Here is a 23,797-nt window from a genome sequence, read left to right as displayed (position 1 = left end):
ACCGCGATGGCTGTCCGACCGGCAAATTTTTGCATGATGTCCCCGTTGAACGACTGTTGATGGGGACATCAACGCAAATTGCACGCCAAACGTGTTTTATCGCGTCGATTTAGCGATCGGCAAACAGATATTCGGAGAGTAATAAAAAGTAAGGAATATTCAGCGTGGAAAACCGCTTTTCGCGAGTGGCGGTGATGCCATGTTCCACGCCGTGCTACGTAACGTTCGAGTTATGCGTAACGGTGTAAAGCCGCCATCCCCCGGTTAGCGGCTCCCATCCAGAAACGCAGCAACGAAACCCGGCAACTAAACGTTGCAATGAAAACGCCGCGATCAAAACGCCGCGAGATAAATCTCCAACGCATCCTGCTCGCTAACCGGCCGCGGATTGTTCACCAGCAGCCGCGTCTGCAACATCGCATCGGCGGCCATTCGTTCGAGGCCGTCACGTTCGATCCCGACATCGCGCAGCCGCGCCGGAATCGCGGTTGCCGCGATCATCTGTTCGAGCCGCTCAATTAGCGCCGCCGTCTTGCTCTCGACACTGCCCGTCACGCCCGGCACCACCACATCGGCGAGTTCGGCGTAAAGATGTGCCGCCGCGTCGGCGTTGAAGCGCAGCACGTGCGGCAGCACCAGCGCATTCGAAAGACCATGCGGCACGTGATAAATGCCGCCGATCGGATAAGCCAGCGCATGCACGGCGGCAACCGGCGAATTGGCGAACGCCTGGCCCGCAAAGGTCGCGCCGAGCAACATCGCTTCGCGCGCGTTGCGATTCTGGCCGTCCTCGCACGCACGCAGCAGATTGCGCGACAGCAGATCGAGCGCCTTCACCGCGAGCAGGTCGGAAATCGGATTCTTCAGATGCGCGGACGTGTACGCCTCGATCGCATGGACCATCGCATCGACGCCGGTCGCCGCAGTCGCCGCCACCGGCAGGCCGAGCGTGAGTTCCGCGTCGAGAATCGCGAGATCGGCGATCAGTTGCGGCGCGACCACGCCCATCTTCTTCGCCTCGCCGACCGTGACAATCGACACGGCGGTCACTTCGGAGCCGGTGCCAGCGGTCGTCGGCATCTGCACGAGCGGCAGACGCGACACGCTGACCTTGTTCACGCCATACATTTCGCTGAGCGCCTGCTGTTGCTGCGGCGCGAGCACGGCGATCAGCTTTGCGACGTCCATCGACGATCCGCCGCCAAGGCCCAGCACGATCTCCGCGCCGGCGTGCCGCGCGCGCGACGTTGCGTCGAGCACGATGTGTTCGGGCGGATCGGCGATGACGTCATCGATGACGATCGCGTCCCAGCCGTGCGCGGCAAGATCGGCGAGCGCGGGGTTCAGCAGGCCGCTCTTGTGCAGGAAACCATCGGTGACCACGCAGACGCGCGTGAGCGCCGGAAATTGTCCGCGCAGCAACGCGCCGAGCCGGCGAGCAGCGCCGAACTCGACGACCATCGTCGGAACGGTTTGAAACCTGAACGTGTTCATCATGCCGGGTCTCCCGGCACCATGTGGCTCGACACTTCGCGCCGGTCGAGCAGCGGAATGATGGTGCCGAATCCCAGGCGCTGAAAATGCTCGGTCTCGCGATGCGCGGAGAGACCGTTGGCGTCGCTGTACTCCTCCAGGATCACGAAGTGATCGGGATCGAGCGGCGAGCGGAAAAATTCGTAGTACAGGTTGGCGGGCTCGGTGCGGGTAGCCACCGCCAGTTCCGTGAGCGGTGCCACGAGCGCGTCGCCGTTGCCGGGCTTGGCGTAGTAATGCGCGATCACCTGCAGGTAAGCATCAGCCATCTATCACTCCATCAAGGCGGGCCGGCCGGCGTTTGGACGTCCGGCACCCGGGTTATCCATACGGTTTGTCGTCGCGGGGCCGGGCGCGGCGACTGCATTTTTATGCGTGTCGAAACTGGGCGCTCTGCCGAATACGACGCAGGCGGCGCGTGTGGCGTCGGCGGAGGCACGCTCCTGCTCGCTTGCTCCAATCGATGCAGGAATATCCACAATTTCGGTACAGCCTTCAGTTGTACCAGATTCGGGTCGATTTGCTCCACGCGCCGGGCTGACTCGCGCCACAAGCCAATGCGCCGCGAATAAGGTTGCGAAAGAGTCTGCACTTGCCACTGACTAACCGTCCGGTTGGCACGCTCAACGGCACCTGTCGAGAGGGGATCGAAGTCCACGAAACCCATGCCAATTGAATTCGTGTTTGAGAATGATTCGCGTTTACGATAAATTGACGTTCTGTCCTTTGAAAACAGCGGGAGCGAATTCATGGCTGAGGTGCTGGTCCGGCAGGAGCCTTCAACAGCATTACCAAGGAAGCCGGTTCTCAGCGCGGGGAGCGCCTGCACGTCAGTGGCGCGTCGCACGCGCGGTGCGTCCGATGGCGTGGCATGGGAGAAGGGCACCCTGCTCGACGTGCTGATCGACAATCGTCCGGCGCTGGTTCAACTGGCTCACGACCTGATCGGTTGCGCGAGTCTCGCCGAGGACGTGGTCCACGATGTCTTCATCAAGCTTGTCGACTTCCGGCAACAGGACGCCGTGCGTCAGCCGGTCGCGTACGTGACCCGCATGGTGCATAACGCGGCGATCGATGTTTGCCGTCGCCAGAGTCAGGAGGGCTGCGATGAGCCAACCTGTTGCGCCGAAGAAAACGAGTTGCACGCGCCATCGCCGGAAGACGCAATCCTCGCGCGGGACGCGTTGCGGCAAGTCTTCAACGCGCTGGAGCAATTGCCGCCGCGCAGCCGCACCGCATTCGAAATGGTGCGCGTGCGCGAGGAAACGCTGGAACACACGGCGCGCGCGCTCGATGTGTCGCAAACGCAGGTGCATTTCATGGTGCGCGACGCGGAGAGACATTGCGTCGATTGTCTCGACGCGAGTAATCGCGGAGTGACCGGCCCGGAGTATTGCGGAGGGCGCGTGCGTCGGCGGTGAGGCGCGAGCGCTTGCCGGGCGCCGTTGCGGAACGAAGCGCGCGGCAAGCCGCTGAAATCGGCCCGCCGGGCGCTTCAGTTTCAGTTTTAGCTTAGCGTCAGCAGGAATCGCAGCGTGCGGCCTGCTGCGGCTGCGCTTTATTCAGCCGTCTGGAAGAACCTCCTGAGATCGCAAAACTCAACGCTGCAAGCACGGCGACGCCGATCCCGCCGTACAGCATCACCCAGCCGAATCCACGCATCAACGCGGCGTGCACGATCTCTCCAGACGGATCGATCCGCGCCAGCCCAGGCATCTCCGTCCCGATTCCACCGACATTGCCAGCGGCAATTTTTTGCGCGAGTCCGCCGAGTTGCGCTGCGTCGAACGTTGACGGCAGATTAGCTTTCAGATGAAACAGAATCCCGCCGACCAGAATCGCGCCCATCAACGCAATGTTGATCGCGAGCGTGATCATGCGCGCGCTCATGTCGATGCCGGACGCCATCCCGGCTCGCTGCGCGGGAACGGCGGCGGTCGTTGCATTGGTGACGGGCGTGTTGGTGAGTCCGAGGCCCGCACCCGCGACGATGCAACCGGGCAACATGCTCACCACGCCCGGATGCGCCGCGCTACTGCCGTATCGCATCAACAGGAAGCCGGCGGCGATCGTCAACAGCCCGGCAGGGATCGCGATTCCCGAACCGTATCGCACGATCAGCCGTTCGCCGAGCGGCGGGAACAGCAGCGTCGGCAGCGTGTAGGCGAGTAGCGCGAGACCCGCGTCGACGCTGTCGTAGCCGAGACCGATCTGGAAGTAGATCGGCAGATAGATCATGAACGGCCAGAAGCTGAAGTTCATCCCGGCAGAGCCCATCAACGCGCCGGAGAACTGCGGAATCCGGAACACGGAGAAATCGAACATCGGGCGCGCGCTGAATTTCTCCGCGCACAGAAAGGCCGCGAACGCGAGCGCGGTCGCCGCGAGAATGGCGAGCGCGCGCGGGTTCGCGAAGCCGAGATCCGGCACCTGAGTGATGAAATACACCAGGCCGAAAACCGCGAGCGACAACGTGACGATGCCCGCGACATCGAGCGTATGAGCGTGTGGATCGCGTGATTCCTGCACGCCGCCGAACACGAGCAGCAACGTGACGACGGCCAGCAGCGCGTGTACCCAGAACACCCATTGCCAGCCCGACACCGCGACGATCATCGCGCCGATGATCGGTCCGAAACCCAGCCCGATGCCGAAGATGATCCCCCACGCGCTGAACGCGCGGGCGCGTTCGGGGCCGCTGCTGAACTGATGCGAGAGCACGGCGACCTGGCAGATCAGCATCGCGCCGCCGCTCGCGCCTTGCAGCAGGCGCGCGGCGATCAGCGTCGGCACGCTCTGCGCGAGGCCGCAGATCAGCGACGTCACGCCGAACAACGCAATGCCGATCACGAAAATCTTGCGGCGGCCGAACCGGTCCGCGAGCGTGCCGGTTGCCATCAGGACGGTCGTCACGGCGAGCGTGTAGGCGTTCATGATCCACTGCATGCCTTTGAAGTCGCCGTGCAGCACGCGTTCGAGCGTCGGGAGAATCACCGGCACGCTGGAGATTTCGAGGCCGAACATCAGCGACGCTAGGCAGATCGCGCCGAGTGCGAGGAGGTTGCGGTGAAGGCCGAACACGTGCGTCGACGGAGCGACGTTGTCTGCGGCGTTCTGTTGCTCGTTCCGGGTTGTTGCCGGGCCGCGCGCTGGCGGAATTTCCGACGCTGTCGGGTCGGTTGCCTGACGTGCGGATTCGTCACGCCGCGGCGGCGCGTTCAGATGACTGGACATGGATTCTCACCTCAATGGTCGATGGCCTTGGCCATTCGTGAATGAGTAATATAGAGGGAATCCAAGTCCCCATTGGCGCATGTAAATCCTGTTAATGCGTCTCATGAGGAACCAATAATGAAGAAATCTGGCGAGAAATATGAGCGACATCCTTGATGGAGTGACGACCTTCGTTCGCGTCGTCGAAACCGGCAGCTTTGCGCTGGCGGCCGAACGCATGAACCTGACGCGTTCGGCGGTCGGCAAGGTGATCGTGCGGCTCGAAAAGCGGCTCGGCGTGCGTCTGCTGAACCGCACGACGCGCAGCCAGAGCCTCACCGAAGACGGTCAGGCTTATTACGATCGCTGCGTGCGCGCGCTGGCCGAACTCGAAGCCGCCGAAGCCGATCTCGATTCGGGGCGGCGCGAGCCCCGAGGGCGCTTGCGGGTCAGCGTGCCGCAGGCCTTTGGTCATCATTGCGTCGCGCCGGTGCTGCTCGAACTCGCGCGCAAACATCCGCAATTGAAGATCGACATTTCGATTACCGACCGCTTTGTCGATGTGATCGAAGAAGGTTTCGATCTGGCCGTGCGTGTCGGGCCGCTCGCCGACAGCGCGAGCCTCGCGGCCCGCAAGCTCGGCATGCAGCACGCGAGCATCGGCGCGTCGCCCGCGTATCTGGCGCGGCATGGCACACCGCGTAACGTCGACGAATTGCGCGGACACGCGGTGATCGCCTACTTGCGCGCCGGAACGGCCCAACCGTGGGACGTGGTCGATTCCGACGGGCAGATTCGCCGCGCGCAAGTTCAGCCGCAACTGGGTTTCGACGACATGCAGGGCATCGTGGACGCCGCGCTTGCCGGGTTCGGGCTGGCGTGGCTGCCTAGCTGGCTGCTAGCGCGCCACGCAACACGCGGCGAACTCGTGACGGTGATGGACAACTGTTTCCGGCCGTCGCAGGACATTCACGCGGTGTGGCCGGCGAGCCGCTACCTCGCGCTGAAGACGCGCTGCGCGATCGACGCGCTGGTCGCCGAGATTCCCGCGATGCTTGGAACGGCGGTCTGACACGGATTTGCCCGCGCCGCAGGCAGCGTGCTTCCTCGAGGTCAGGTGTGGATTATCTCAGATGGAAAAATATTTAGCGCAATCAGGCTAAATATGCGGCACCGCAGCACCGGAATGTTGCTTCAAGTCATCTATAAGACACAAGTCTTAAAAGAGGGTGTATTTCGCTGTAAGCCTTATCTGGCGGGGCTCGACCCCATCCAGCGCGTTTCGCGGATATGTTTGTTTAGCAGCGAATAGAGGAAAACACGCATATACTCACGGTCTGGCCGTAAAAAGTGGTGCCGTGGGTCGCGCGGCGTTTGTGCTGCGTTTTTGCTACGTTTCGCCGGGTTGTATGTTCCGTCGCAAAACGCCGGCTCAGCGCGACCAACGCTCTGTCTATCACCTCACTTAGCAAAGCATCAAACATGTCCACATCGCCGAAGATCATCTACACCCTGACCGATGAAGCGCCTGCACTGGCTACCTATTCGCTGCTGCCGATCGTTAAGGCGTTCACGCGCTCGTCCGACGTGATCGTTGAAACGCGCGATATCTCGCTGGCCGGCCGGATCATTGCTGCATTTCCCGACTACCTCACCGCCGAGCAGAAAGGCCCGGACGATCTGGCTGAACTGGGTGGGCTGACCACGCGTCCGGAAGCGAACATCGTCAAGCTGCCGAACATCAGCGCTTCGGTGCCGCAACTGAAGGCCGCGATCGCCGAACTGCGCGACCAGGGTTACAAGCTGCCGGCTTACCCGGACGTCGCCTCGACCGACGAAGAAAAGGACGTCAAGGCCCGCTACGACAAGATCAAGGGCAGCGCCGTGAACCCGGTGTTGCGCGAAGGCAATTCGGATCGCCGCGCGCCGCTGTCGGTGAAGAACTACGCACGCAAGCACCCGCACAAGATGGGCGCGTGGAGCGCGGACTCGAAGTCGCACGTCGCGCACATGAGCGGCGGCGATTTCTACGGCAGCGAAAAATCGGCGCTGATCGCAGCGGCCGGCGCCGTGAAGATCGAACTGACGGCCGCCGACGGCTCGAAGACGGTCCTGAAAGAAAAGACCGCAGTGCAGGCGGGCGAGATCATCGACGCGTCGGTGCTGAGCAAGAACGCGCTGCGCAGCTTCATCGAAGCGGAAATCGCCGACGCGAAAGCGAACGGCGTGCTGTTCTCGGTTCACCTGAAGGCCACGATGATGAAGGTCTCCGACCCGATCATCTTCGGTCACGTGGTGTCGGTGTTCTACAAAGACGTGCTGACCAAGCACGCTGAAGCGCTGGCCAAGGTCGGCTTCAACCCGAACAACGGTATCGGCGATCTGTACGCGCGTCTGAAAGACCTGCCGGCAGAGACGGTTGCTCAAATCGAAGCCGACATCAAGGCGCAATACGAGCAGCGTCCGCATCTGGCGATGGTCAACTCGGACAAGGGCATCACCAGCCTGCACGTGCCGAGCGACGTGATCGTCGACGCGTCGATGCCGGCCATGATCCGCGAGTCGGGCAAGATGTGGGGCGCCGACGGCGCACTGCACGACGCGAAGGCTGTGATTCCGGACCGTTGCTACGCCGACGTGTACCAGGCTGTGATCGAAGACTGCAAGAAGCACGGCGCATTCGACCCGGTCACGATGGGCACGGTGCCGAACGTCGGCCTGATGGCGCAAGCTGCCGAAGAATACGGTTCACACGACAAGACGTTCCAGATCCCGGCGAACGGCGTGGTCCGCGTGACCGACGCAAGCGGCGCGGTGCTGATCGAGCAACCGGTCGAAGCAGGCGACATCTTCCGTATGTGCCAGACCAAAGACGCGCCGATCCAGGACTGGGTCAAGCTGGCCGTCAACCGTGCCCGCGCTTCGAACACGCCGGCCGTTTTCTGGCTGGACGCGGCTCGTGCACACGACGCGCAGATCATCAGGAAGGTCGAGCAGTACCTGAAGAACCACGACACGAACGGTCTCGACATCCGTGTCCTGACGCCGGTCGAAGCCACGAAGTTCTCGGTCGAACGTATCCGTGCAGGCAAGGACACGATTTCGGTCACCGGCAACGTGCTGCGCGACTACCTGACCGACCTGTTCCCGATCATGGAACTCGGCACCAGCGCGAAGATGCTCTCCATCGTCCCGCTGATGGAAGGCGGCGGTCTGTTCGAAACGGGCGCGGGCGGTTCGGCTCCGAAGCACGTTCAGCAACTGGTCGAAGAAGGTTTCCTGCGTTGGGACTCGCTGGGTGAATTCCTGGCGCTGGCTGCATCGCTCGAACACCTGAGCAACGCGTACCACAATCCGAAGGCGCAGATTCTGGCCAGGACGCTGGATCAGGCTACGGGCAAGTTCCTCGACAACGACAAGTCGCCGGCGCGCAAGATTGGCGGTATCGACAATCGCGGCAGCCACTTCTACCTCGCGCTGTACTGGGCCGAAGCACTGGCCGCGCAAACCGAAGACGCGGCGCTGCAGGCGCAGTTCGCGGGCGTGGCGAAGGCCATGGCTGAGAACGAAGCGAAGATCGTCGCTGAACTCGGCGCAGCGCAGGGCAAGCCGGTGGATATCGGCGGTTACTACCGTCCGAACACGGAATTGACGAGCAAGGCAATGCGCCCGAGCGCAACGCTGAATCAGATCGTTGATTCGGTAGCTTAACAAGCTCAGGCGAAGCTCAAGCTGGCAACAACTGCGACTGAAGCCGCGACGTAATTCGCACTGACGTAAGCAGTCAACACGACGATGGCGCTCTAGAGCGCCATCGTCGTTTTTACATCTGCGTTCAGATTCACATCGATGAGGCCAGTCGTCGTGCTCGCCATCAGCATCAGACGTGAACGATTTCCCAATCCGCGAGCTTCTCGGGGATTTCAAGCATCGACGTATCGTCGCCTTCCGACAGATGCGGGCACGTCAAACCGCGTGCGAGGTCGTCGGCAGCCTGTTGCGGGCTGTTGAATTCACCAAGCGTCTCATTGCCGTAAGTGGCCTCCCAACCATCCTGGCCCGGCAAAATGTAGAACGCTCCCTGGGTCGATCCAAAGCGAAAGCCTTTCATTTTTCTATCTCCCAATTGCCATTTAAAAACCGCGGTGCCGAGGCTGCCTGTTGCCCAGGTTGTGGGACCGGTCAGGCGCTGTTGCTGCCGTTCCGTTCGACTCAACCGTGTAAAGCGTCGGCTCTTGTAAAAGAGTCTACGTCAGCGTCCGGCGGTGCAAGTGGGTGTTGGAAGCTTCGTTTTGCAAAAAAATATCGTTAAAAAATAATGGGTTATGATATTCATTTCGCGATGTGCAACGCTAGGCGACATCGTGAAATGCCGCGTTTGTGCCACGCACCACGATTTTTTACGAAGCGCGCGTTCTTATCACATCGTGAAATTTTGGAGGTCCGGCGCGCGGTTTTGCCGCAGACGGGCGTCGATGTGACGCAGTGGGGCGGCTCACTCAAGCGAGAGCCGCCCGGCAACTCACCACATCTCAGGGAAGAATACGCCGCAGAAAATCGAGCACCGTGCGATTGAACAGCGCCGGCCTTTGCAGCGGCGCGAAGTGGCTAACGCCGGGCAGCGCGACCAACTGCGCCCCCGGAATGCTGCGGGCGATGTGCTCGGCGTGCTCCGGTTTGATGAATTCGTCGTGCTCGCTCTGGGCCACCACGACCGGCACGTCGATCCGCGCGAGATCGTCGGCGGAGTAATCGGGCTGCGTTTTCTGCATGTGGCTGACGGCGGCGACGAAGGCGTCGAAGTCATCCGGCGTCGCTGAGAGCTGGCGGTAGTCTTTCGTATGCCGGCTGAAACATCGCTCGATGACCGGCGTCAGCACGAATTCCTTCGTGCCGCTCGGGTCCATGTTGCAGCCGAAGTAGAACACCCCTGCCACGCGCTCGGGCGCGCTCGCGCCGAGAATCAGCGCGACGCACGCGCCGTCGCTCCAGCCGACCATTGCGGCGCGCTCTATCTGTAGCGCGTCCATCACGGCGAGTACGTCGGACGCCATCAACTCGTAGCTGTACGGACGGGCGTCGCGCGTGCTGCGGCCGTGGCCGCGGCTGTCGATCGCGATCACCCGATAACCGGCGTCCACCAGCGCCGGCACCTGGTAGCCCCAGTTGCCGCTATTGCCGAGGCCGCCATGCAGCAGGATCACCGGTGCACCCGCGCCGTAGGCCGCGTACCAGATGCGTGCGGCGTCGTGCTCGATATGGCCGCTGTCATTCGCTTCGGGCAGCGGTGCCGCGCCGCTTGCATCGAAGTTTTCGAGGGTGTCGTCGTCGCTGGATTGCTTGGCGGATTCCATGGGCAGTCTCCTTTGCAGGCTTTCAGGTTTTGTAGTCGGCGTTCACAGCCACCCCAGCCAGCGCCACCAGGTCGCGGCGAATAGCAGAAGCAGCAGATATCCGACGATCGTCATCACGATGCCGACGCGCGAGAACTGGCGCGCGGTGAAGGTGTCCGTGGCGAGGCAGACCATGTTTTGCGGCGCGTTGATCGGCAGCACGAAGCCGAAGCTGACCACATAGCCGAGCAGCATTGTCATGCCGAGCCGGTTGAACTCGCCTTGCATCGATTGCAGCACGGCGATCAGGATCGGCAGCATCGCGGAGGTCAACGCGGTCGCGCTGGCAAACCCCAAATGGATGACGATCAGGAACGCCGACAAAATCGCAAACGCGGTGAACGCGCTCGCGTGATCGAGGCCGCTGTGATGCGCGACGAGATCGCCGAGCCACTGCCCGGCCGTGGTCGTCAGCAGCGCGGTGCCGAGGCTGATGCCGACCCCGAACACGATCACCGTTCCCCACGGAATGCGGTTTTGCACCGTCTTCCAGTCCATCACGCCGACGCGCGGCAGCATCAGGATCACCAGCCCCACATAAGTGACGGACGTGGTGTCGAACGGATGCAGCTTGCCTTCGGTGGCCCAGAAAAACAGCAGGCCGATCGCCACCGCAAGCAGCCGCTTCTGCGGCCCCGTCATCGGACCCAACTCCCGTAGCGAGCGCGCGACCGCCTCTTTTCCTCCGGCGATGCTGTCGGTTTCGGGCGGCAGCATCTTCAGCACGACGACCAGCAGCACCGCCGACATCACGATCGCCCACGGCGCCCCGGCGATCAGCCAGTCGAGCCATGTGACGCGTGCGCCGAGCATCTTGTCCATGAAGCCCACGGTTAGCAGATTCTGCGCGGCGGCGGTCAGAATGCCGACGTTCCAGATGCTGGTGGCCTGCGCGACCACGATCATGATGCCGGCCGCGATGTTCGAGCGTTTGTCGACGCCGAACGCTGAGATCACGCCGATCATGATCGGCACGACGCAGGCGCTGCGCGCGGTCGCGCTCGGCACCACCAGCGACAGAACGATGGTCACCGCAATCGAGCCGATCAGGATGCGCCGCGTGGTCGTGCCGATCAGCGACAGCGTGACGAGCGCGATGCGCCGGTCGAGCCCGGTGATCGTCATGGCTGCGGAGATGAACAACGCACCCGCGACCAGCGCGAGCGCCGAATTCGAAAAGCCGGCGAGCGCCATGCTGATCGCCGCCGACGTGCCATATAGAACCGACGGGTCCTTGATGGTGGGCGCGGTGCCGATCAGGAACGCCATCAGCGACGTGATGATGATCGCGCTGGCCTCGTACGACACGGCTTCGGTCAACCAGACGACCACGGCGAACGCGAGAATCGCGAGCATGCGGTGTCCGGCGGGCGGCAGCGAAGCGGGTAACGGGAGCAACAGGACGACGATCATCGCGACGACACTCGCGATCAGGCCAATGGGCAGACCGCGTTTGGCCGGAGCAGGCGCCGCGCCGGATTGAGCTTCGGGTTTCGATGCGCTCATGCTTGTCGCTCCGTCGTTGGTCGTGGTCGACCTTGGGGCTTCACTGGCTTGCGTCGTTCGGTGCGCTTTCCCGCCGCGTTTCAGGCGGCTTCCGCCTGAAGTACGAAGCGTAGGCGATGCGCCGGACGATTGGATCACCGAATCGTCGTAGGGGTCAATTGCGGGGGGCGTTGCGTTCATCTCACGCCTGGCAGATGTGCGCTTTTCATGCGCTGCGCATTGTTATTGGCGCGACGGGTCTTCCCACGGCGGCAGCGGCTGCCATGCGTCAACGAGGTGATCGATGAAGAGACGCACCTTCGGCGTCAGATGCCGCCGCGTCGGATAGACCGCGCGAATCGGCAGGCCGTCCATCGCGAACGATTGCAGCAACGGCCGCAAGCGGTCCTGTCTGATTTCGGCGTCGAGCAGATACGAGGGCAGCGTAACGATGCCCGCGCCGCGCACGGCTGCGCCGATCAATGCCTCGGCGCTGTCCATTTTCAATCTGCCGACGGTTTCCACCGGCGGTTGCTCGAAACCGTTAAACAGCCACGGCTGCGGCCGCCCTGCGCTGACGAAGTGAAGGCATTCGTGCTGCGTCAGATCGGGCGGCGTCGCCGGTATTCCCCGGCGATCCAGATAAGCGGGCGACGCGCAGGTGATCAGCCGTTGCGTCGCCACCGTGCGGGCGATCAGCCGCGAGTCCGGCTTCGGTTCGCCGACCCGGATCGCGACGTCGAAACTTTCATCGACGAGATCGACGAAGCGGTCGGTGAAGCTGACTTCGGCCGACACCGCCGGCCACCGTTCGAGAAACGTTTCGATGACGGGCAGGACCTGCCGATGCCCTAGTCCGATGGGCAGGCTGAGGCGCAAGGTGCCGACCGGCGTTGCACTGCGCACGGCCATCGCAGTTTCGGTCTCTTCGAGGTCGTCCAGAATCTGCGTGCAGCGGGCGAAGAAAACGGAGCCGTCGTCGGTGAGACCGAGACTGTGCGGAGTGCGATGCAACAGCCGCACCTGCAAACGCGCTTCGAGCCGCGCAATGATTTTGCCGACCGCCGAACGCGTGAGTCCGAGTTGCTGCGCCGCCGCCGTGAAACTGCCGGCTTTGACCACGGTGACGAAAGTTGCGATGTCGTTGATATTGCCGAGCGCCAAAATCGGAGCCCTCCGGGGTGGATGTCTGCCAAGCGAGGGAAACGCGTGAATCGAGCCGTTGCTGTCGGCAGGTGCGCGTCCCGATGATATCCCCAAGGCCCATCTGTCGCGTTGATGGGGAGCCACATTCCCCATCGATCCTTCTACTCTCCGTTTCAGAAAGCCGTATTGACCGGCGGTCACGTCAGCGTAGTGCGACGGTCCGCCGGTTCCTTATTTTTCGAACCGGAGAATTTCCATGGATGCCAATCAACTAGCCTGCCCATCCGCGCCACAGGTGGCCGCGGGCGAAGGCGCAGCACTTTTATCGACACTCGATGCCTCCGCACGCGGACCATCGTGGCTGGCGGTTTTATCGGTCGCGATCGGGTCGTTCGCGTTCGTGGCAACCGAATACATGCCGGTCGGCCTGTTGCCGCAGATCGCGCACGATCTCGGCGTGACGCCGGGCACCGCCGGGCTGATGGTGACGACCCCGGGCGTGATCGCCGCGATCTCCGCGCCCGCGTTGCTTCTGGCGGCGGGGCGGATCAACCGTCGGCTGATCCTGTTGCTGCTGGCCGCGCTGTTACTGGCGTCGAATGTGATATCGGCGCTCGCACCGGGCTTTGCCGCGATGCTCGCGGGCCGCGCGCTGCTGGGCGCGAGCCTCGGCGGCTTCTGGACGGTCGCGCTCGGCGCGTCGGGACAACTCGTGCGGGAAGACCAGGCGGCTCGCGCCGGCGCGACGATCTTCATGGGCATCACACTGGCGACGGTGGTCGGCGTGCCGCTCGGCACCCTGATCGCCGATCTGAGTTCCTGGCGCGTGTCGTTCTTCGCGACCGCCGTGCTCGCCGCGCTCGCGCTGGCGGCGCAGGCCGTGTTCCTGCCGTCGCTGCCGCCCAGAGCGGCGATGCGTCCCGACGATTTCCGCGCGATGCTGGCTCGCCCGGCCGTGCGCCGCAGTCTGTTGCTGGTCGGCTTGCTGTTCGGCGCGCACTTCGCGGCTTATACGTACATCGCACCGTTTCTCGAACGCGATGCGTCGTTCGGTGCGTCGTGGATGACAGCTGTGCTGCTTGGCTTCGGCGTCGTCGGATTCGGCGCGAATTTCGCGGTCTCGGCGCTCGTGACGCGGCATCTGAAGGCGTCGTTATTGACGTTGGGCGCGTTGCTGGCGCTCGCGCTATTCGCGTTGCCGATGTTGCACGCCTCGCCTGCTGCGGTGATCGCGGCGGTGATGCTGTGGGGCATCGCCTACGGGGCGATTCCGCTGAGCCTGAGCATCTGGATGCAATGGACTTCTCCGGATCGGCCGGAAGCGGGATCGTCGCTGTTCGTCAGCACGGTGCAGACCTCGATCGCGCTCGGCTCGCTTGCTGGCGGCGCGGTGGTCGACCACCTCGGCATTGCATCGACGATGCATCTCGGCGGCATTCTCGCCGTGCTCAGCCTGTTCGTGATCCTGACGTTCGGCACGCGTCACGCGAGTCTCAAGGATGCGCTCGGCAAGTAGGCGAGGCGGCGCGCGTTGAAACACTCAGGCTCCGCCATCGCAACAATCTCTGTATGCCGCGCATCGCAGCACCAGAAGGCTTCCAGCGCATTGCGGACCACGCGGTCCGAAGTCTTCGGAGGCGCGGCCCGTTTTTCCCGACGGGCCGCGCCTATAGATTGTCATCAACGCCGGAGAACGCATCGCGCGCCTGGCGGCAGTCATTCACCGGATAACTTTCGAGAGACGAGAAACCATCATGAGCAAGCTTTTCACGACCGTCAAAGTAGGACCTTATGAATTCGCGCACCGCGTCGTGCTCGCCCCGTTGACGCGGATGCGTGCCGAAGACGGCGCGCGCCCCGGCCGTCTGATGGCCGAGTACTACGCGCAGCGCACGTCGCCCGGCGCGTTGCTGATCGGCGAGGCGACCATCGCGGCCCCCAACGGCAACGGCTATCTCGGTGCGCCGGGCCTGTACGACGACAGCCAGATCGCCGGCTGGCGCGAAGTCACCGACGCCGTGCATGCGAAGGGCGGCCGCATCTTCCTGCAGCTTTATCACGCGGGACGTCAGTCGAATGCACAGTTGCAGCCCGATGGCGGTCAGCCGGTGGGGCCGTCGGAAGTGTTGCACGGCGGTGTCGCCTATACGGAAGCCGGCTGGGTTCCGAACACGCCGAACCGCGCGTTGCAGACCGACGAGATCGCCGCGATTGTCGAGAGTTTCCGCAGCGCCGCCGAACGCGGCGTGAAAGCGGGCTTCGACGGCGTGGAATTGCACGGCGCGAACGGTTATCTGTTCGACCAGTTCCTTCAGGACGGCAGCAATAAACGCACGGACGCTTACGGCGGCTCGTTCGAAAATCGCGCGCGTCTGCTGATGGAAGCGACCCGCGCGGTGATGTCCGTGTGGGGCAGCGACAAGGTGGCGGTGCGCCTGGGGCCGAGCGGATCGTGGGGCGATATGTCCGATAGCGATCCGGTCGCGCTGTTCACGTACGTCGCGGCGGAACTCGCGAAGCTCGATCTCGCGTATCTGCATCTGATCGAGCCGCGCATCGCGGGCAATGTCGAGGACGAAAGCCGCAACCAGGCGCCGGTCGCCGCGCAGACGATCCGCAAGCACTATCCGGGGACGATCATCGCGGCAGGCGGTTTCAAAGGCGACTCGGCGGAAGCGATTCTTGTCGCGGGAGACGCCGACCTCGTCGCGTTCGGCCGTGACTTTATTGCGAATCCGGATTTGCCGGAGCGTCTGCGTTTGAAGCTGCCGCTCAACCGCTACGACCGTCCGACGTTCTTCGGCGGCACGGAAGTCGGCTATACCGACTATCCGTTCTATCGCGAAGAAGCTGAAGCTGAAGCTGAAGCCGAAGTCGAAGCCGCCATCGTTTAAGGCAGCTGCGCCTTAACCGCCGTCGCCGAAGCCTGAGCCGGAAACAGATGTTCGGTCAGATAGTCGATGAAGACCCGCGCCTTCGGCGACATCTGCCGGCCCGACGGCCACAGCGCGCGAAACGCGCTGGGGCTGTCCAGAAACGGCTCCAGCACCGCCACGAGCGAACCTTCGGCCAACCGCGCGCGCACGGTGAAGTCGGGCGCGCAGACGAGGCCGAGCCCCTGTTCCGCGAGCAGGATAAGCGGCTCGACGGCGGTGACGATCGCCACGGTCGGCAGGTCGATATCGAGCGTCTCGCCGTCGCGGCTCAACGGCCAGCGCCGCAATTTACCGGTGGTCGGAAAGCGATGCTGAAGGCACGCATGCTCGCGCAACTGCTCCGGTTCGGTCGGCACGCCGCGCCGCGCGAAGTACGCGGGCGAGCCGACAATCACCTGCCGGAACGCGCCCATCGTGCGCGTGATCAGCGTGGAATCGGCGACATCGCCGGTGCGGGTCGCCACGTCGAAACCCTCTTCGATCACGTCGACCATCCGGTCGGAGAAATCGATGTCGAGCGTGATGTCCGGGTACGCGGTCATGAATGCGCCGATCACCGGCATCATCAGCGTGCTCACCATGGGCATGCTCACGCGCAGGCGTCCGCGCGGCTCGGCATTCGCGAGCGCCAGTTCGGTTTCGGCAGCCTCGATTTCACCGATGATCCGCTGACACCGCGTCAGGAAAATCGCCCCCTCGGGTGTCAACGCAATGCTGCGCGTGCTGCGATGAAAGAGGCGTACGCCGAGCCGTCCTTCGAGTCGCGAGATGGCCTTGCCCACCGCCGACGACGAAATGCCCAACTGCCGGCCCGCCTCGGTGAAGCTGCGGGTTTCGGCGGCGCGCACGAACACGTTGAGCGAGCCGAACCGGTCCATGGCCCCCGGCGACGATGCGCCAGTTTCGCCGACTGCAGCAGGCGCTGCCGGCGCGAGCCGCGCGGTGGCGGAAACGGCGGAGCGGCTGGCCCGATCGGGCGTCGTCATGAGAACTCCTTGGGTTCAGGCGCGTTGCAAGACCTTCGAGAACAGCACTTCCTTCAGATTGACGACCGGCGCAGGATCGCGTTGCGTGCGCGCGAGCAGAAACGCGCCTTGCATCGACGAAACGATGAACGTGGCCAGTTGTTCGCAATTCGTGTCGGCCCGCAATTCGCGCGCGGCGACGGCGGCTTCCAGGCAATATAGAACGCATCTTTCCAGTTCGGCGAAGATCTCGTTCAGACGCGCGCGGATGGTGTCGTTGTCGCTCGAATCGGCGGCGAAATTGCCGAGCAGGCAGCCGTTGCGCGCATCGTTCAGGCCGATCAGGCGGATATGCACATCGACATATTTGCCCAGACGATGCAGCGGCTTCAAGTCGTCGTTCAGGAGCGTGTCGCGCAGGTCGCCGCGCGCACGTTCGGCGTACAGATCGATCACTTCGAGACCAAAGGCTTCTTTTGACGCGAAGTGGTTCGTGAAGGACCCGTGCGGTACGCCCGCCGCCTTCACGATGTCCCGCACGCTCGCGCCGTTGAAGCCGAATTCGTGGATGACACGCATGCCTTCGGTAATCAGCGTGTCTTTGTGTGAAGGTTTCGGCATGGTCGGAATGTCGTGGGCGTTGTCAGGCGATGGCGGTTTGCGTTGTGCGAACGCCCCGCATTGTGTCATGCACAAGGCGGGGCGAGGTTGCGGGCAGGCGGTGTGCGGCGGCTTGATTCTGCCGTGTTCGCTTTAGCCCAGCGCGATATGCCGCCCGCTTTCCGACGATTCTACGGCGGCGTCGAGCAGCTCATGCAGCCGCACCGCGTGCTCGAAAGTCGGCGCCGTGCGGCTGCCGGTGCGGACGTCGTCGGCGAAGGCTGCGTAGAGTTGCGCGAGTTCCAGCACGGCGGACGGCAGGTCGGATTCAGGCAGGCGGTCATACGAAGCGGGCACCGGTAACGGTGCAAGCGGCAGGTTATCGCCGTGTGCGCCTTCCACCACGTAGTCGTCGCCGAGATTGCCGAACGCCGACCGGTTGGTGATGCGTAAATCGCCTTCGGTGCCCGTGATGTCGATCTGCACGCCCGAGCCGTTGCGCTTGCCGCCTTCGATATGCACCGATACCACCGCGCCGTCCGCGAGACGTCCTGCGAGAACGAGCTGATCGGGCGTCGTGGTCGGCAAGACCTCGCCGGTTTCCCTGATCGTCACCTGATCGAACTGATTGACGCTGAGCGCGCTGATCGACAGCGGCCAGCCGGTCGCTTCGAACAGCATGTCGAGAAAATGGCCGGCGTAGATGGCGATCACGCTGGAGAAGTTTTCCGGCGGCACGGTCCAGCGCAATGCGTTCGAACGCAGCGCCTGGAAGTAATTCATGCTCACGTGAATGCGTACCGAGCGCAGCCGGCCGACGTAACCCTGCTCGAGCAGATCGCGGACGTAGCGGTTGTGCGGCGCGAGCCGCCGCTGCAAGCCGACTACATGGCGCACGTTTTTTTGCCGGGCGAGTTCGACCAGCTCTCGCGAAGTGTCGACGCTGGGCGTCAACGGCCATTCGCAATACACATCCTTGCCAGCCGCGATTGCGGCGCGCACGCCTTCCGCGTGTTGCGGCGCGGTGGTCAGCACGATCACCAGATCGACTTCGGGATGATTGACGAGGTCGTCGAGCGAATCGGCGACGTATTTGAAGCCGTAACGTTGGGCGACCTCGTTGGCCGCCTCGCGGCGCTGGCTGAACACGGCGGTCAATTCGTATTGCGGCAGCAGGCTCAACACGCGCACATGGCCGTGCCGCGCCCAGTTGCCGACGCCGACGATGCCGACCCGGATCGGAGCGTCGCCGGTAGTCAGGGAAATTCGAGTCATGGGATACCTCGCGCTGACGCGCGACAGGGCGGCTCGCAAACCGCAATCCGTTGCGGCTGCGAGGTCCGCCGACAGACGTTATACGCCGGTGAACTGGTCGTTGAATTGCGTGACGAAAGCGGCTTCGTTTGGCCCCGCGTTGTTGCGCAGCGGACGCGCGATGTCGACGATCGCTTCGTCGGCATCGGTGCCGAGTTCGCGCATGGTCTGTTCGATGAACGGCGCGAGCGGCATGGCGCGCGGTTCGTTCCTGCTGTCGAGCAAATCGGTCTGCACCCACGGCGGCGCGATTTCGACGACGCGAACCGACGTGTCCTTGAGCTTGTAGCGCAGCGATTGCGTGTACGAATGGATCGCGGCCTTGGTCGACGAGTAGACGCCGGAAATCGCCAGCGGCACGAAGCCGAGTACCGACGACACGTTGATGATCGTCGCATCGTCCTGCTGTTGCAGATGGTCGACCAGTTCGCCCGTGAGGCGGATCGGGCCCATCAGGTTGGTGGTCAGCGTGGCGACGATCAGCGCATCGTCGACGGGCTTGCTGAGGTCGTCGATCTGCATGATGCCGGCGTTGTTGATCAGCACGTTCAGCGACGGATATTTCGCGATCAGCTCGCGCGCGACCGCAGCGATGTTTTGCGGATCGGTGATGTCGAGTTCGACCGCCTGCATGCCTGGGTTGGCGGCAATCGTCTCGTCGAGATTGGCCTTGCGCCGTCCGGCGATGATCACCTGATTGCCGAGTCGATGGAATGCTTCAGCAAGTGCCCGGCCGATGCCCGAGCCGCCGCCGGTAATGAAGATCGTGTTGCCTGTGAGTTTCATGATGTGTCTCTTGAGGGGATTGAAGGTTCGCGTACCAGTGAATGTCGCCGTCAGGCGATGTGTGGAATATGGACGAACGTATTGGACGCATCAAGAAGCCCGGGGCGAATGGACAATTCGGACGGGGAGAACAATGAAATTACCGGCTGCCCGCTTACGGCGGTGGCTCGCGAATCAGCCGGTATTGGCGGGGAAAGGCAGCCGGTCCGGCTGCGCAGACCGGTTCGGAAGGTGGATCAGGCGGAAATCAGTACGATTGTATTTTTATGTGGCGATGGTAGCCACTGCGCGTAGCCAGGTAATAACGGCGCCCAGCCGCGCGCGCCACCTCACCCGCCAACTTTACTCATCTCATGCGCGCGCCGCAGCCTCTCGCGGCTATTGCTCAAATGCATGCGCATCGCCGCACGTGCATCGTCGGCATCCTGGCGCTCGATCGCGCGATAAATCGTCTGATGCTCGCCCAGCACATTGCGCAGATGCTCCACATGGTCGAGTTCCGCGATCTCGGCGGACCCGAGCCGGGTGCGCGGACTCACCGCGCGGCCCAACTGGCTGAGCACGTCGAAGAAATAGCGATTGCCGCTCGCGCGCGCGATCTGCAAATGAAACTCGATGTCGTGCGCAACCGTGTCCGTGCTGCCGCGTTCGAGTTCGGACTCGAAGCGCGTCAGCGCAGCGCGGATCAGCTTGAGGTTCTGTTCCGTGCGGCGCGTCGCGGCGAGCGCGGCCGACGCGGCCTCGACATCGATCCGGAATTCGATGATCGCCATCACGTCGAGCATGTTGGACAGATCGGCGGTCGGCAACTGCATCGGCTTTTCGGACGCGGGCGCCAGCACGAAAGTGCCGATGCCGTGACGCGTCTCGACCACATTGGCCGCCTGCAGCCGCGAAATCGCTTCGCGAACCACGGAGCGGCTCACGGAGAGCTGCTTCATCATCGCGACTTCGGTGGGGATACGGTCGCCTGGCCTCAGGACGCCGCGGCGAATTTCATCGGAAAGGGTGGCCACCACCTTCTCAGTTAGGCTGCTCATTTTTGTGGCTTGTTTGACTAATCGACGGTGAATGCACGCGTTATTGCAGGGGCGACGGCACGGGCCGCAACGGCCTGGCCATCGTGACTCCGGTCGACATCGCAGGCGATGCCGTGGCCCGGCTCCTCTTAAAGTATGGCACAGGACGTTTTCCGAGTCCTATGTGAAGGGCGCTGATTGCAGTAAAGGAATGGATTGACCCACGCCTTCCCGCTGCACAACGAAGGCAGGATAAAATCTAAGTCATCAGACGTCTTAGTTCGTGATGAAAAGTCGATTTTTCGTTATGTGATGCAGCACGGACACTGTATTACATCGTGATTTACAGGGTAAACACCACATTGGAATCGATCTTCAAAAAATAGTAGACTGTCGTCAGACAACGTATCACGATTGCTGAAACTGACGTAGTCAGTTCCGACCAGCCGCGCCGCGTTGCACCCGATCCGACGCGCCCACGTGGCCGATACTGGAGACAACCTTGACCTCTGCTCTCAACCCGGCGGCCGACCCGCTTGAATCCGCAGTATCGAAGGTCAAGCGGCACGTGTTGCCGCTGTTCCTGATCATGTTCATCGCCAACTACATCGACCGCGTGAACATCGGCTTCGTCAATTCGCACATGCAGACGGATCTCGGCATCGGCGCGGCGGCGTACGGCCTGGGAAGCGGACTGTTCTTCATCGGCTATGCGCTTTTCGAAGTGCCGTCGAACGTGTTGATGCAGAAGTACGGCGCGCGTGCATGGCTGACGCGGATCATGGGCACGTGGGGGCTGGTGGCGGGCGCGATGGCCTTCGTGTGGAACGACACGTCGTTCTATGTGCTGCGGTTTCTGCTCGGCGTGGCCGAAGCCGGGTTTTTCCCCGGCGTGGTGTTTTACTTCACGCAGTGGCTGCCGCAGAAAGAGCGCGGCAAGGCGGTCGCGGTTTTTCTGTCGGGCTCGGCGCTTGCGTCGGTGCTGTCCGGTCCGATCACCGGTTCGCTGCTGTCCATTCGCGGACTCGGCCTGCAAGGCTGGCAGTGGATGTTCCTGATCGAAGGCGCGTTTTCGATCGTGTTGTGCGCGGTGAGCTGGATGCTGCTGAAGTCGCATATCCGCGATGCACACTGGCTGACCAGCGAAGAGCAGACCGTGCTCTCAAGGTCGATTGCGATGGAGCAGGCCGAGCGTGACGCACGCGGCGGCGCGCATCTGCCCACCATGAAGTTGCTGAAGGACCCGCAAATCCTGTTGTTCTGCTTCCTCTACTTCGCGATCCAGTTGACGATTTACGCGGCCACGTTCTGGTTGCCGACCATCATCCGCAAGATGGGCGGTCTCACCGATTTCCAGGTCGGCATGTTCAACGCGATTCCGTGGTTGATCGCGATGGCCGGGATGTACGGCTTCGCGGTGCTGTCGGCGAAATGGCGCTTCCAGCAGGCGTGGATGGCCGTGGCGCTGGTGATCGCGGCGTGCGGACTGTTTGCGTCGACGTCGGGCAATCCGGTGTGGTCGTTCGTGGCGATCTGTTTTTCGGCGATCGGTTTCAAGGCGGCTTCGTCGCTGTTCTGGCCGATTCCGCAAGGCTATCTCGACGCCCGGGTCGCGGCCGGCGTGCTCGCGCTGATCAATTCGGTGGGCAACCTCGGCGGCTTCTTTGCGCCGGCCACCTTCGGTTATCTGCAGCAGCACACCGGTTCGATTACCGGCGGCCTGTACGGATTGGGCGTCGCGTCGCTGATCGCGGCGGCGGCAGGTTTCCTCACCCGCAACCGTCGTGGCGATAGCGGCAACGACAACAACGCGCTGCCGGATTCGCTGCACAGCAAAGCGCATTGACTACACTGATTTTCACGACCGTTTTTCATTACCGTTAATCGACCGATAAGCACTGACTGATTTCCACCCGGAGCGGGTGTCGAGCGCGACGAGCAACCATATCGCCCTGCGTTTCGCCCACCGGATTTTTCACTCTACAGAACCTATTCTCATGTCATCGAACCTCTCCGAATCGAAGAACGCCACGCCCGTCGTCACCGAACTGCGCGTCGTGCCCGTCGCCGGCCGGGACAGCATGCTGATGAATCTGAGCGGCGCGCATGGCCCGTTCTTCACGCGCAACGTCGTGATCCTGCGCGACAGCGCGGGCAACACCGGCGTCGGCGAAGTGCCGGGCGGCGAGAGCATCCGCAAGACGATCGACGACGCGCGGCCGTTCGTCGTCGGTCAGTCGATCGGCAATCTGCAAGCCATCCTGAACAAGGCGCGCACCCAGTTCGCCGATCGCGACGCTGGCGGCCGCGGTCTGCAAACCTTCGATCTGCGGACCACCATCCACGCGGTTACCGCGCTCGAAGCCGCGCTGCTCGATCTGCTCGGCCAGCACCTCGGCGTGCCGGTTGCGGCGCTGCTCGGCGAAGGCCAGCAACGCGACGAAGTCGAAATGCTCGGTTACCTGTTCTACATCGGCGATCGCAAGAAGACCGACCTGCCGTACGCGAGCGGCGCCGATGGCCGCGATGACTGGGATCGCGTGCGCACCGAAGAAGCGATGACGCCCGAAGCGGTCGTGCGTCTCGCCGAAGCCGCGCAGGCGCGCTACGGTTTCAACGACTTCAAGCTGAAGGGCGGCGTGCTGCCCGGCGACGCCGAAATCGAAGCGGTCACCGCGCTCGCCGAACGCTTCCCGGACGCGCGCGTCACGCTCGACCCGAACGGCGCATGGTCGCTGGCCGAAGCGGTGCGCCTGTGCCGCGACCAGCACGACGTGCTGGCCTACGCGGAAGACCCGTGCGGCGCCGAAAACGGCTATTCGGGCCGCGAAGTGATGGCCGAATTCCGCCGCGCAACCGGTTTGCCGACGGCGACCAACATGATCGCGACCGACTGGCGTCAGATGGGGCACGCGATCCAGTTGCAGTCGGTCGACATTCCGCTCGCCGATCCGCATTTCTGGACGATGCAAGGCTCGGTGCGCGTCGCGCAGATGTGCAACGAGTGGGGCTTGACGTGGGGTTCGCATTCGAACAACCATTTCGATATCTCGCTCGCGATGTTCACGCACGTCGCGGCTGCGGCTCCCGGCAAGATCACCGCGATCGATACGCACTGGATCTGGCAGGACGGCCAGCGTTTGACGCGTGATCCGTTGCAGATCGTCGGCGGCAAGGTGAAGGTTCCGGAAAAGTCCGGCCTCGGTGTCGAACTCGATATGGACGAACTCGAGAAGGCGCACGCGCTGTATCAGCAACACGGCCTGGGTGCGCGCGACGACGGCGTCGCGATGCAATACCTGATTCCGAACTGGAAGTTCGACAACAAGCGCCCGTGCCTCGTGCGCTAAGACTGTCGACGCTGATTTCGACGATCCGGGCGGCGGCACGCCAAGCTGGATCGTGCC

19 protein-coding genes are annotated in these 23,797 nt (G+C 63.0%); 7 read left to right on the top strand and 12 right to left on the bottom strand.

The window, feature by feature from the left end; all coding sequences use genetic code 11:
• Nucleotides 1–333: 333 nt before the first annotated feature.
• Nucleotides 334–1,494: an iron-containing alcohol dehydrogenase gene (locus tag BLS41_RS27420; protein WP_074771225.1), complete on the bottom strand. Its 1,161-nt coding sequence runs from the start codon at nt 1,492–1,494 to the stop codon at nt 334–336.
• Complete coding sequence (locus BLS41_RS27415) at nt 1,494–1,802, bottom strand: putative quinol monooxygenase (RefSeq protein WP_074770514.1); 309 nt, start codon at nt 1,800–1,802, stop codon at nt 1,494–1,496. Before BLS41_RS27415 ends, BLS41_RS27420 begins: the two co-directional genes overlap by 1 nt.
• 480 nt (nt 1,803–2,282) lie before the next feature.
• Between BLS41_RS27415 and BLS41_RS27410 the strand changes: the two genes are divergently transcribed.
• A complete protein-coding gene (locus tag BLS41_RS27410; RefSeq protein WP_074770513.1) occupies nt 2,283–2,954 on the top strand; it encodes an RNA polymerase factor sigma-70 in 672 nt (223 codons plus the stop codon).
• A 97-nt stretch (nt 2,955–3,051) separates the two neighbouring features.
• On the opposite strand, the gene BLS41_RS27405 is transcribed toward BLS41_RS27410, so the two are convergent.
• Nucleotides 3,052–4,557 (bottom strand): MFS transporter, encoded by a 1,506-nt coding sequence (locus BLS41_RS27405; RefSeq protein ID WP_253189822.1) that lies wholly within the window; start codon nt 4,555–4,557, stop codon nt 3,052–3,054.
• A 349-nt stretch (nt 4,558–4,906) separates the two neighbouring features.
• Here BLS41_RS27405 and BLS41_RS27400 point away from each other — a divergent pair, with 349 nt between their 5' ends.
• A complete protein-coding gene (locus BLS41_RS27400) occupies nt 4,907–5,818 on the top strand; it encodes a LysR family transcriptional regulator (protein WP_074770512.1) in 912 nt (303 codons plus the stop codon).
• Nucleotides 5,819–6,228: 410 nt separating this feature from the next.
• Nucleotides 6,229–8,457, top strand: coding sequence for an NADP-dependent isocitrate dehydrogenase (locus tag BLS41_RS27395; RefSeq protein WP_074770511.1), 2,229 nt, complete (start codon nt 6,229–6,231; stop codon nt 8,455–8,457).
• A 169-nt stretch (nt 8,458–8,626) separates the two neighbouring features.
• On the opposite strand, the gene BLS41_RS27390 is transcribed toward BLS41_RS27395, so the two are convergent.
• From BLS41_RS27390 to BLS41_RS27375, 4 genes are all read right to left on the bottom strand, one after another.
• Nucleotides 8,627–8,857, bottom strand: a complete 231-nt coding sequence (locus BLS41_RS27390; RefSeq protein WP_074770510.1) for a hypothetical protein — start codon at nt 8,855–8,857, stop codon at nt 8,627–8,629.
• Between the two features lie 421 nt (nt 8,858–9,278).
• On the bottom strand, nt 9,279–10,100 hold the full coding sequence (locus BLS41_RS27385; RefSeq protein ID WP_074770509.1) for an alpha/beta fold hydrolase: 822 nt from the start codon (nt 10,098–10,100) through the stop codon (nt 9,279–9,281).
• A 42-nt stretch (nt 10,101–10,142) separates the two neighbouring features.
• The gene (locus BLS41_RS27380) at nt 10,143–11,645 is read right to left on the bottom strand and encodes a DASS family sodium-coupled anion symporter (RefSeq protein WP_074770508.1); all 1,503 of its coding nucleotides are present in this window, start codon (nt 11,643–11,645) and stop codon (nt 10,143–10,145) included.
• 222 nt (nt 11,646–11,867) lie between these two features.
• The gene (locus BLS41_RS27375; RefSeq protein WP_074770507.1) at nt 11,868–12,788 is read right to left on the bottom strand and encodes a LysR family transcriptional regulator; all 921 of its coding nucleotides are present in this window, start codon (nt 12,786–12,788) and stop codon (nt 11,868–11,870) included.
• 238 nt (nt 12,789–13,026) lie between these two features.
• On the opposite strand from BLS41_RS27375, the gene BLS41_RS27370 reads away from it, so the two are divergent.
• Complete coding sequence (locus BLS41_RS27370) at nt 13,027–14,286, top strand: MFS transporter (RefSeq protein WP_074770506.1); 1,260 nt, start codon at nt 13,027–13,029, stop codon at nt 14,284–14,286.
• 238 nt (nt 14,287–14,524) lie between these two features.
• Nucleotides 14,525–15,664, top strand: coding sequence for an alkene reductase (locus tag BLS41_RS27365; protein WP_074770505.1), 1,140 nt, complete (start codon nt 14,525–14,527; stop codon nt 15,662–15,664).
• On the opposite strand, the gene BLS41_RS27360 is transcribed toward BLS41_RS27365, so the two are convergent.
• The 5 genes from BLS41_RS27360 to BLS41_RS27340 form a co-directional block, all read right to left on the bottom strand.
• Nucleotides 15,661–16,692, bottom strand: coding sequence for a LysR family transcriptional regulator (locus BLS41_RS27360; protein ID WP_074770504.1), 1,032 nt, complete (start codon nt 16,690–16,692; stop codon nt 15,661–15,663). The two genes, BLS41_RS27365 and BLS41_RS27360, sit on opposite strands and share 4 nt — an antisense overlap.
• A gap of 15 nt (nt 16,693–16,707) precedes the next feature.
• The gene (locus BLS41_RS27355) at nt 16,708–17,292 is read right to left on the bottom strand and encodes a TetR/AcrR family transcriptional regulator (protein WP_074771223.1); all 585 of its coding nucleotides are present in this window, start codon (nt 17,290–17,292) and stop codon (nt 16,708–16,710) included.
• A 132-nt stretch (nt 17,293–17,424) separates the two neighbouring features.
• Nucleotides 17,425–18,546: a Gfo/Idh/MocA family protein gene (locus tag BLS41_RS27350; RefSeq protein WP_074770503.1), complete on the bottom strand. Its 1,122-nt coding sequence runs from the start codon at nt 18,544–18,546 to the stop codon at nt 17,425–17,427.
• A gap of 78 nt (nt 18,547–18,624) precedes the next feature.
• Nucleotides 18,625–19,371: an SDR family oxidoreductase gene (locus BLS41_RS27345; protein ID WP_074770502.1), complete on the bottom strand. Its 747-nt coding sequence runs from the start codon at nt 19,369–19,371 to the stop codon at nt 18,625–18,627.
• 329 nt (nt 19,372–19,700) lie between these two features.
• Nucleotides 19,701–20,411: a FadR/GntR family transcriptional regulator gene (locus BLS41_RS27340; RefSeq protein WP_074770501.1), complete on the bottom strand. Its 711-nt coding sequence runs from the start codon at nt 20,409–20,411 to the stop codon at nt 19,701–19,703.
• A 481-nt stretch (nt 20,412–20,892) separates the two neighbouring features.
• On the opposite strand from BLS41_RS27340, the gene BLS41_RS27335 reads away from it, so the two are divergent.
• Together BLS41_RS27335 and gudD are read left to right on the top strand one after the other, a co-directional pair.
• Complete coding sequence (locus tag BLS41_RS27335) at nt 20,893–22,236, top strand: MFS transporter (protein ID WP_074770500.1); 1,344 nt, start codon at nt 20,893–20,895, stop codon at nt 22,234–22,236.
• A 151-nt stretch (nt 22,237–22,387) separates the two neighbouring features.
• Entirely contained in the window at nt 22,388–23,740 is a 1,353-nt protein-coding gene (gene gudD, locus BLS41_RS27330; RefSeq protein WP_074770499.1) for a glucarate dehydratase, read from the top strand.
• The last annotated feature ends 57 nt before the right edge of the window (nt 23,741–23,797 follow it).

Source organism: Paraburkholderia fungorum (assembly GCF_900099835.1).
GTDB lineage: Bacteria > Pseudomonadota > Gammaproteobacteria > Burkholderiales > Burkholderiaceae > Paraburkholderia > Paraburkholderia fungorum_A.
Note: the sequence above shows the minus strand (reverse complement) of the source record. Positions and strands in the feature narration are given on the sequence as shown.

Bases quoted from the DNA above. Each gene is read 5' to 3' on its own strand.
- BLS41_RS27340 (WP_074770501.1), bottom strand. From the start codon at position 20,411: ATGAGCAGCCTAACTGAGAAGGTGGTGGCCACCCTTTCCGATGAAATT.
- BLS41_RS27360 (WP_074770504.1), bottom strand. From the start codon at position 16,692: ATGACGACGCCCGATCGGGCCAGCCGCTCCGCCGTTTCCGCCACCGCG.
- BLS41_RS27415 (WP_074770514.1), bottom strand. From the start codon at position 1,802: ATGGCTGATGCTTACCTGCAGGTGATCGCGCATTACTACGCCAAGCCC.
- BLS41_RS27370 (WP_074770506.1), top strand. From the start codon at position 13,027: ATGGATGCCAATCAACTAGCCTGCCCATCCGCGCCACAGGTGGCCGCG.
- BLS41_RS27405 (WP_253189822.1), bottom strand. From the start codon at position 4,557: ATGTTCGGCCTCGAAATCTCCAGCGTGCCGGTGATTCTCCCGACGCTC.
- gudD (WP_074770499.1), top strand. From the start codon at position 22,388: ATGTCATCGAACCTCTCCGAATCGAAGAACGCCACGCCCGTCGTCACC.
- BLS41_RS27420 (WP_074771225.1), bottom strand. From the start codon at position 1,494: ATGAACACGTTCAGGTTTCAAACCGTTCCGACGATGGTCGTCGAGTTC.
- BLS41_RS27355 (WP_074771223.1), bottom strand. From the start codon at position 17,292: ATGCCGAAACCTTCACACAAAGACACGCTGATTACCGAAGGCATGCGT.
- BLS41_RS27345 (WP_074770502.1), bottom strand. From the start codon at position 19,371: ATGAAACTCACAGGCAACACGATCTTCATTACCGGCGGCGGCTCGGGC.
- BLS41_RS27385 (WP_074770509.1), bottom strand. From the start codon at position 10,100: ATGGAATCCGCCAAGCAATCCAGCGACGACGACACCCTCGAAAACTTC.
- BLS41_RS27380 (WP_074770508.1), bottom strand. From the start codon at position 11,645: ATGAGCGCATCGAAACCCGAAGCTCAATCCGGCGCGGCGCCTGCTCCG.
- BLS41_RS27410 (WP_074770513.1), top strand. From the start codon at position 2,283: ATGGCTGAGGTGCTGGTCCGGCAGGAGCCTTCAACAGCATTACCAAGG.
- BLS41_RS27390 (WP_074770510.1), bottom strand. From the start codon at position 8,857: ATGAAAGGCTTTCGCTTTGGATCGACCCAGGGAGCGTTCTACATTTTG.
- BLS41_RS27350 (WP_074770503.1), bottom strand. From the start codon at position 18,546: ATGACTCGAATTTCCCTGACTACCGGCGACGCTCCGATCCGGGTCGGC.
- BLS41_RS27400 (WP_074770512.1), top strand. From the start codon at position 4,907: ATGAGCGACATCCTTGATGGAGTGACGACCTTCGTTCGCGTCGTCGAA.
- BLS41_RS27365 (WP_074770505.1), top strand. From the start codon at position 14,525: ATGAGCAAGCTTTTCACGACCGTCAAAGTAGGACCTTATGAATTCGCG.
- BLS41_RS27395 (WP_074770511.1), top strand. From the start codon at position 6,229: ATGTCCACATCGCCGAAGATCATCTACACCCTGACCGATGAAGCGCCT.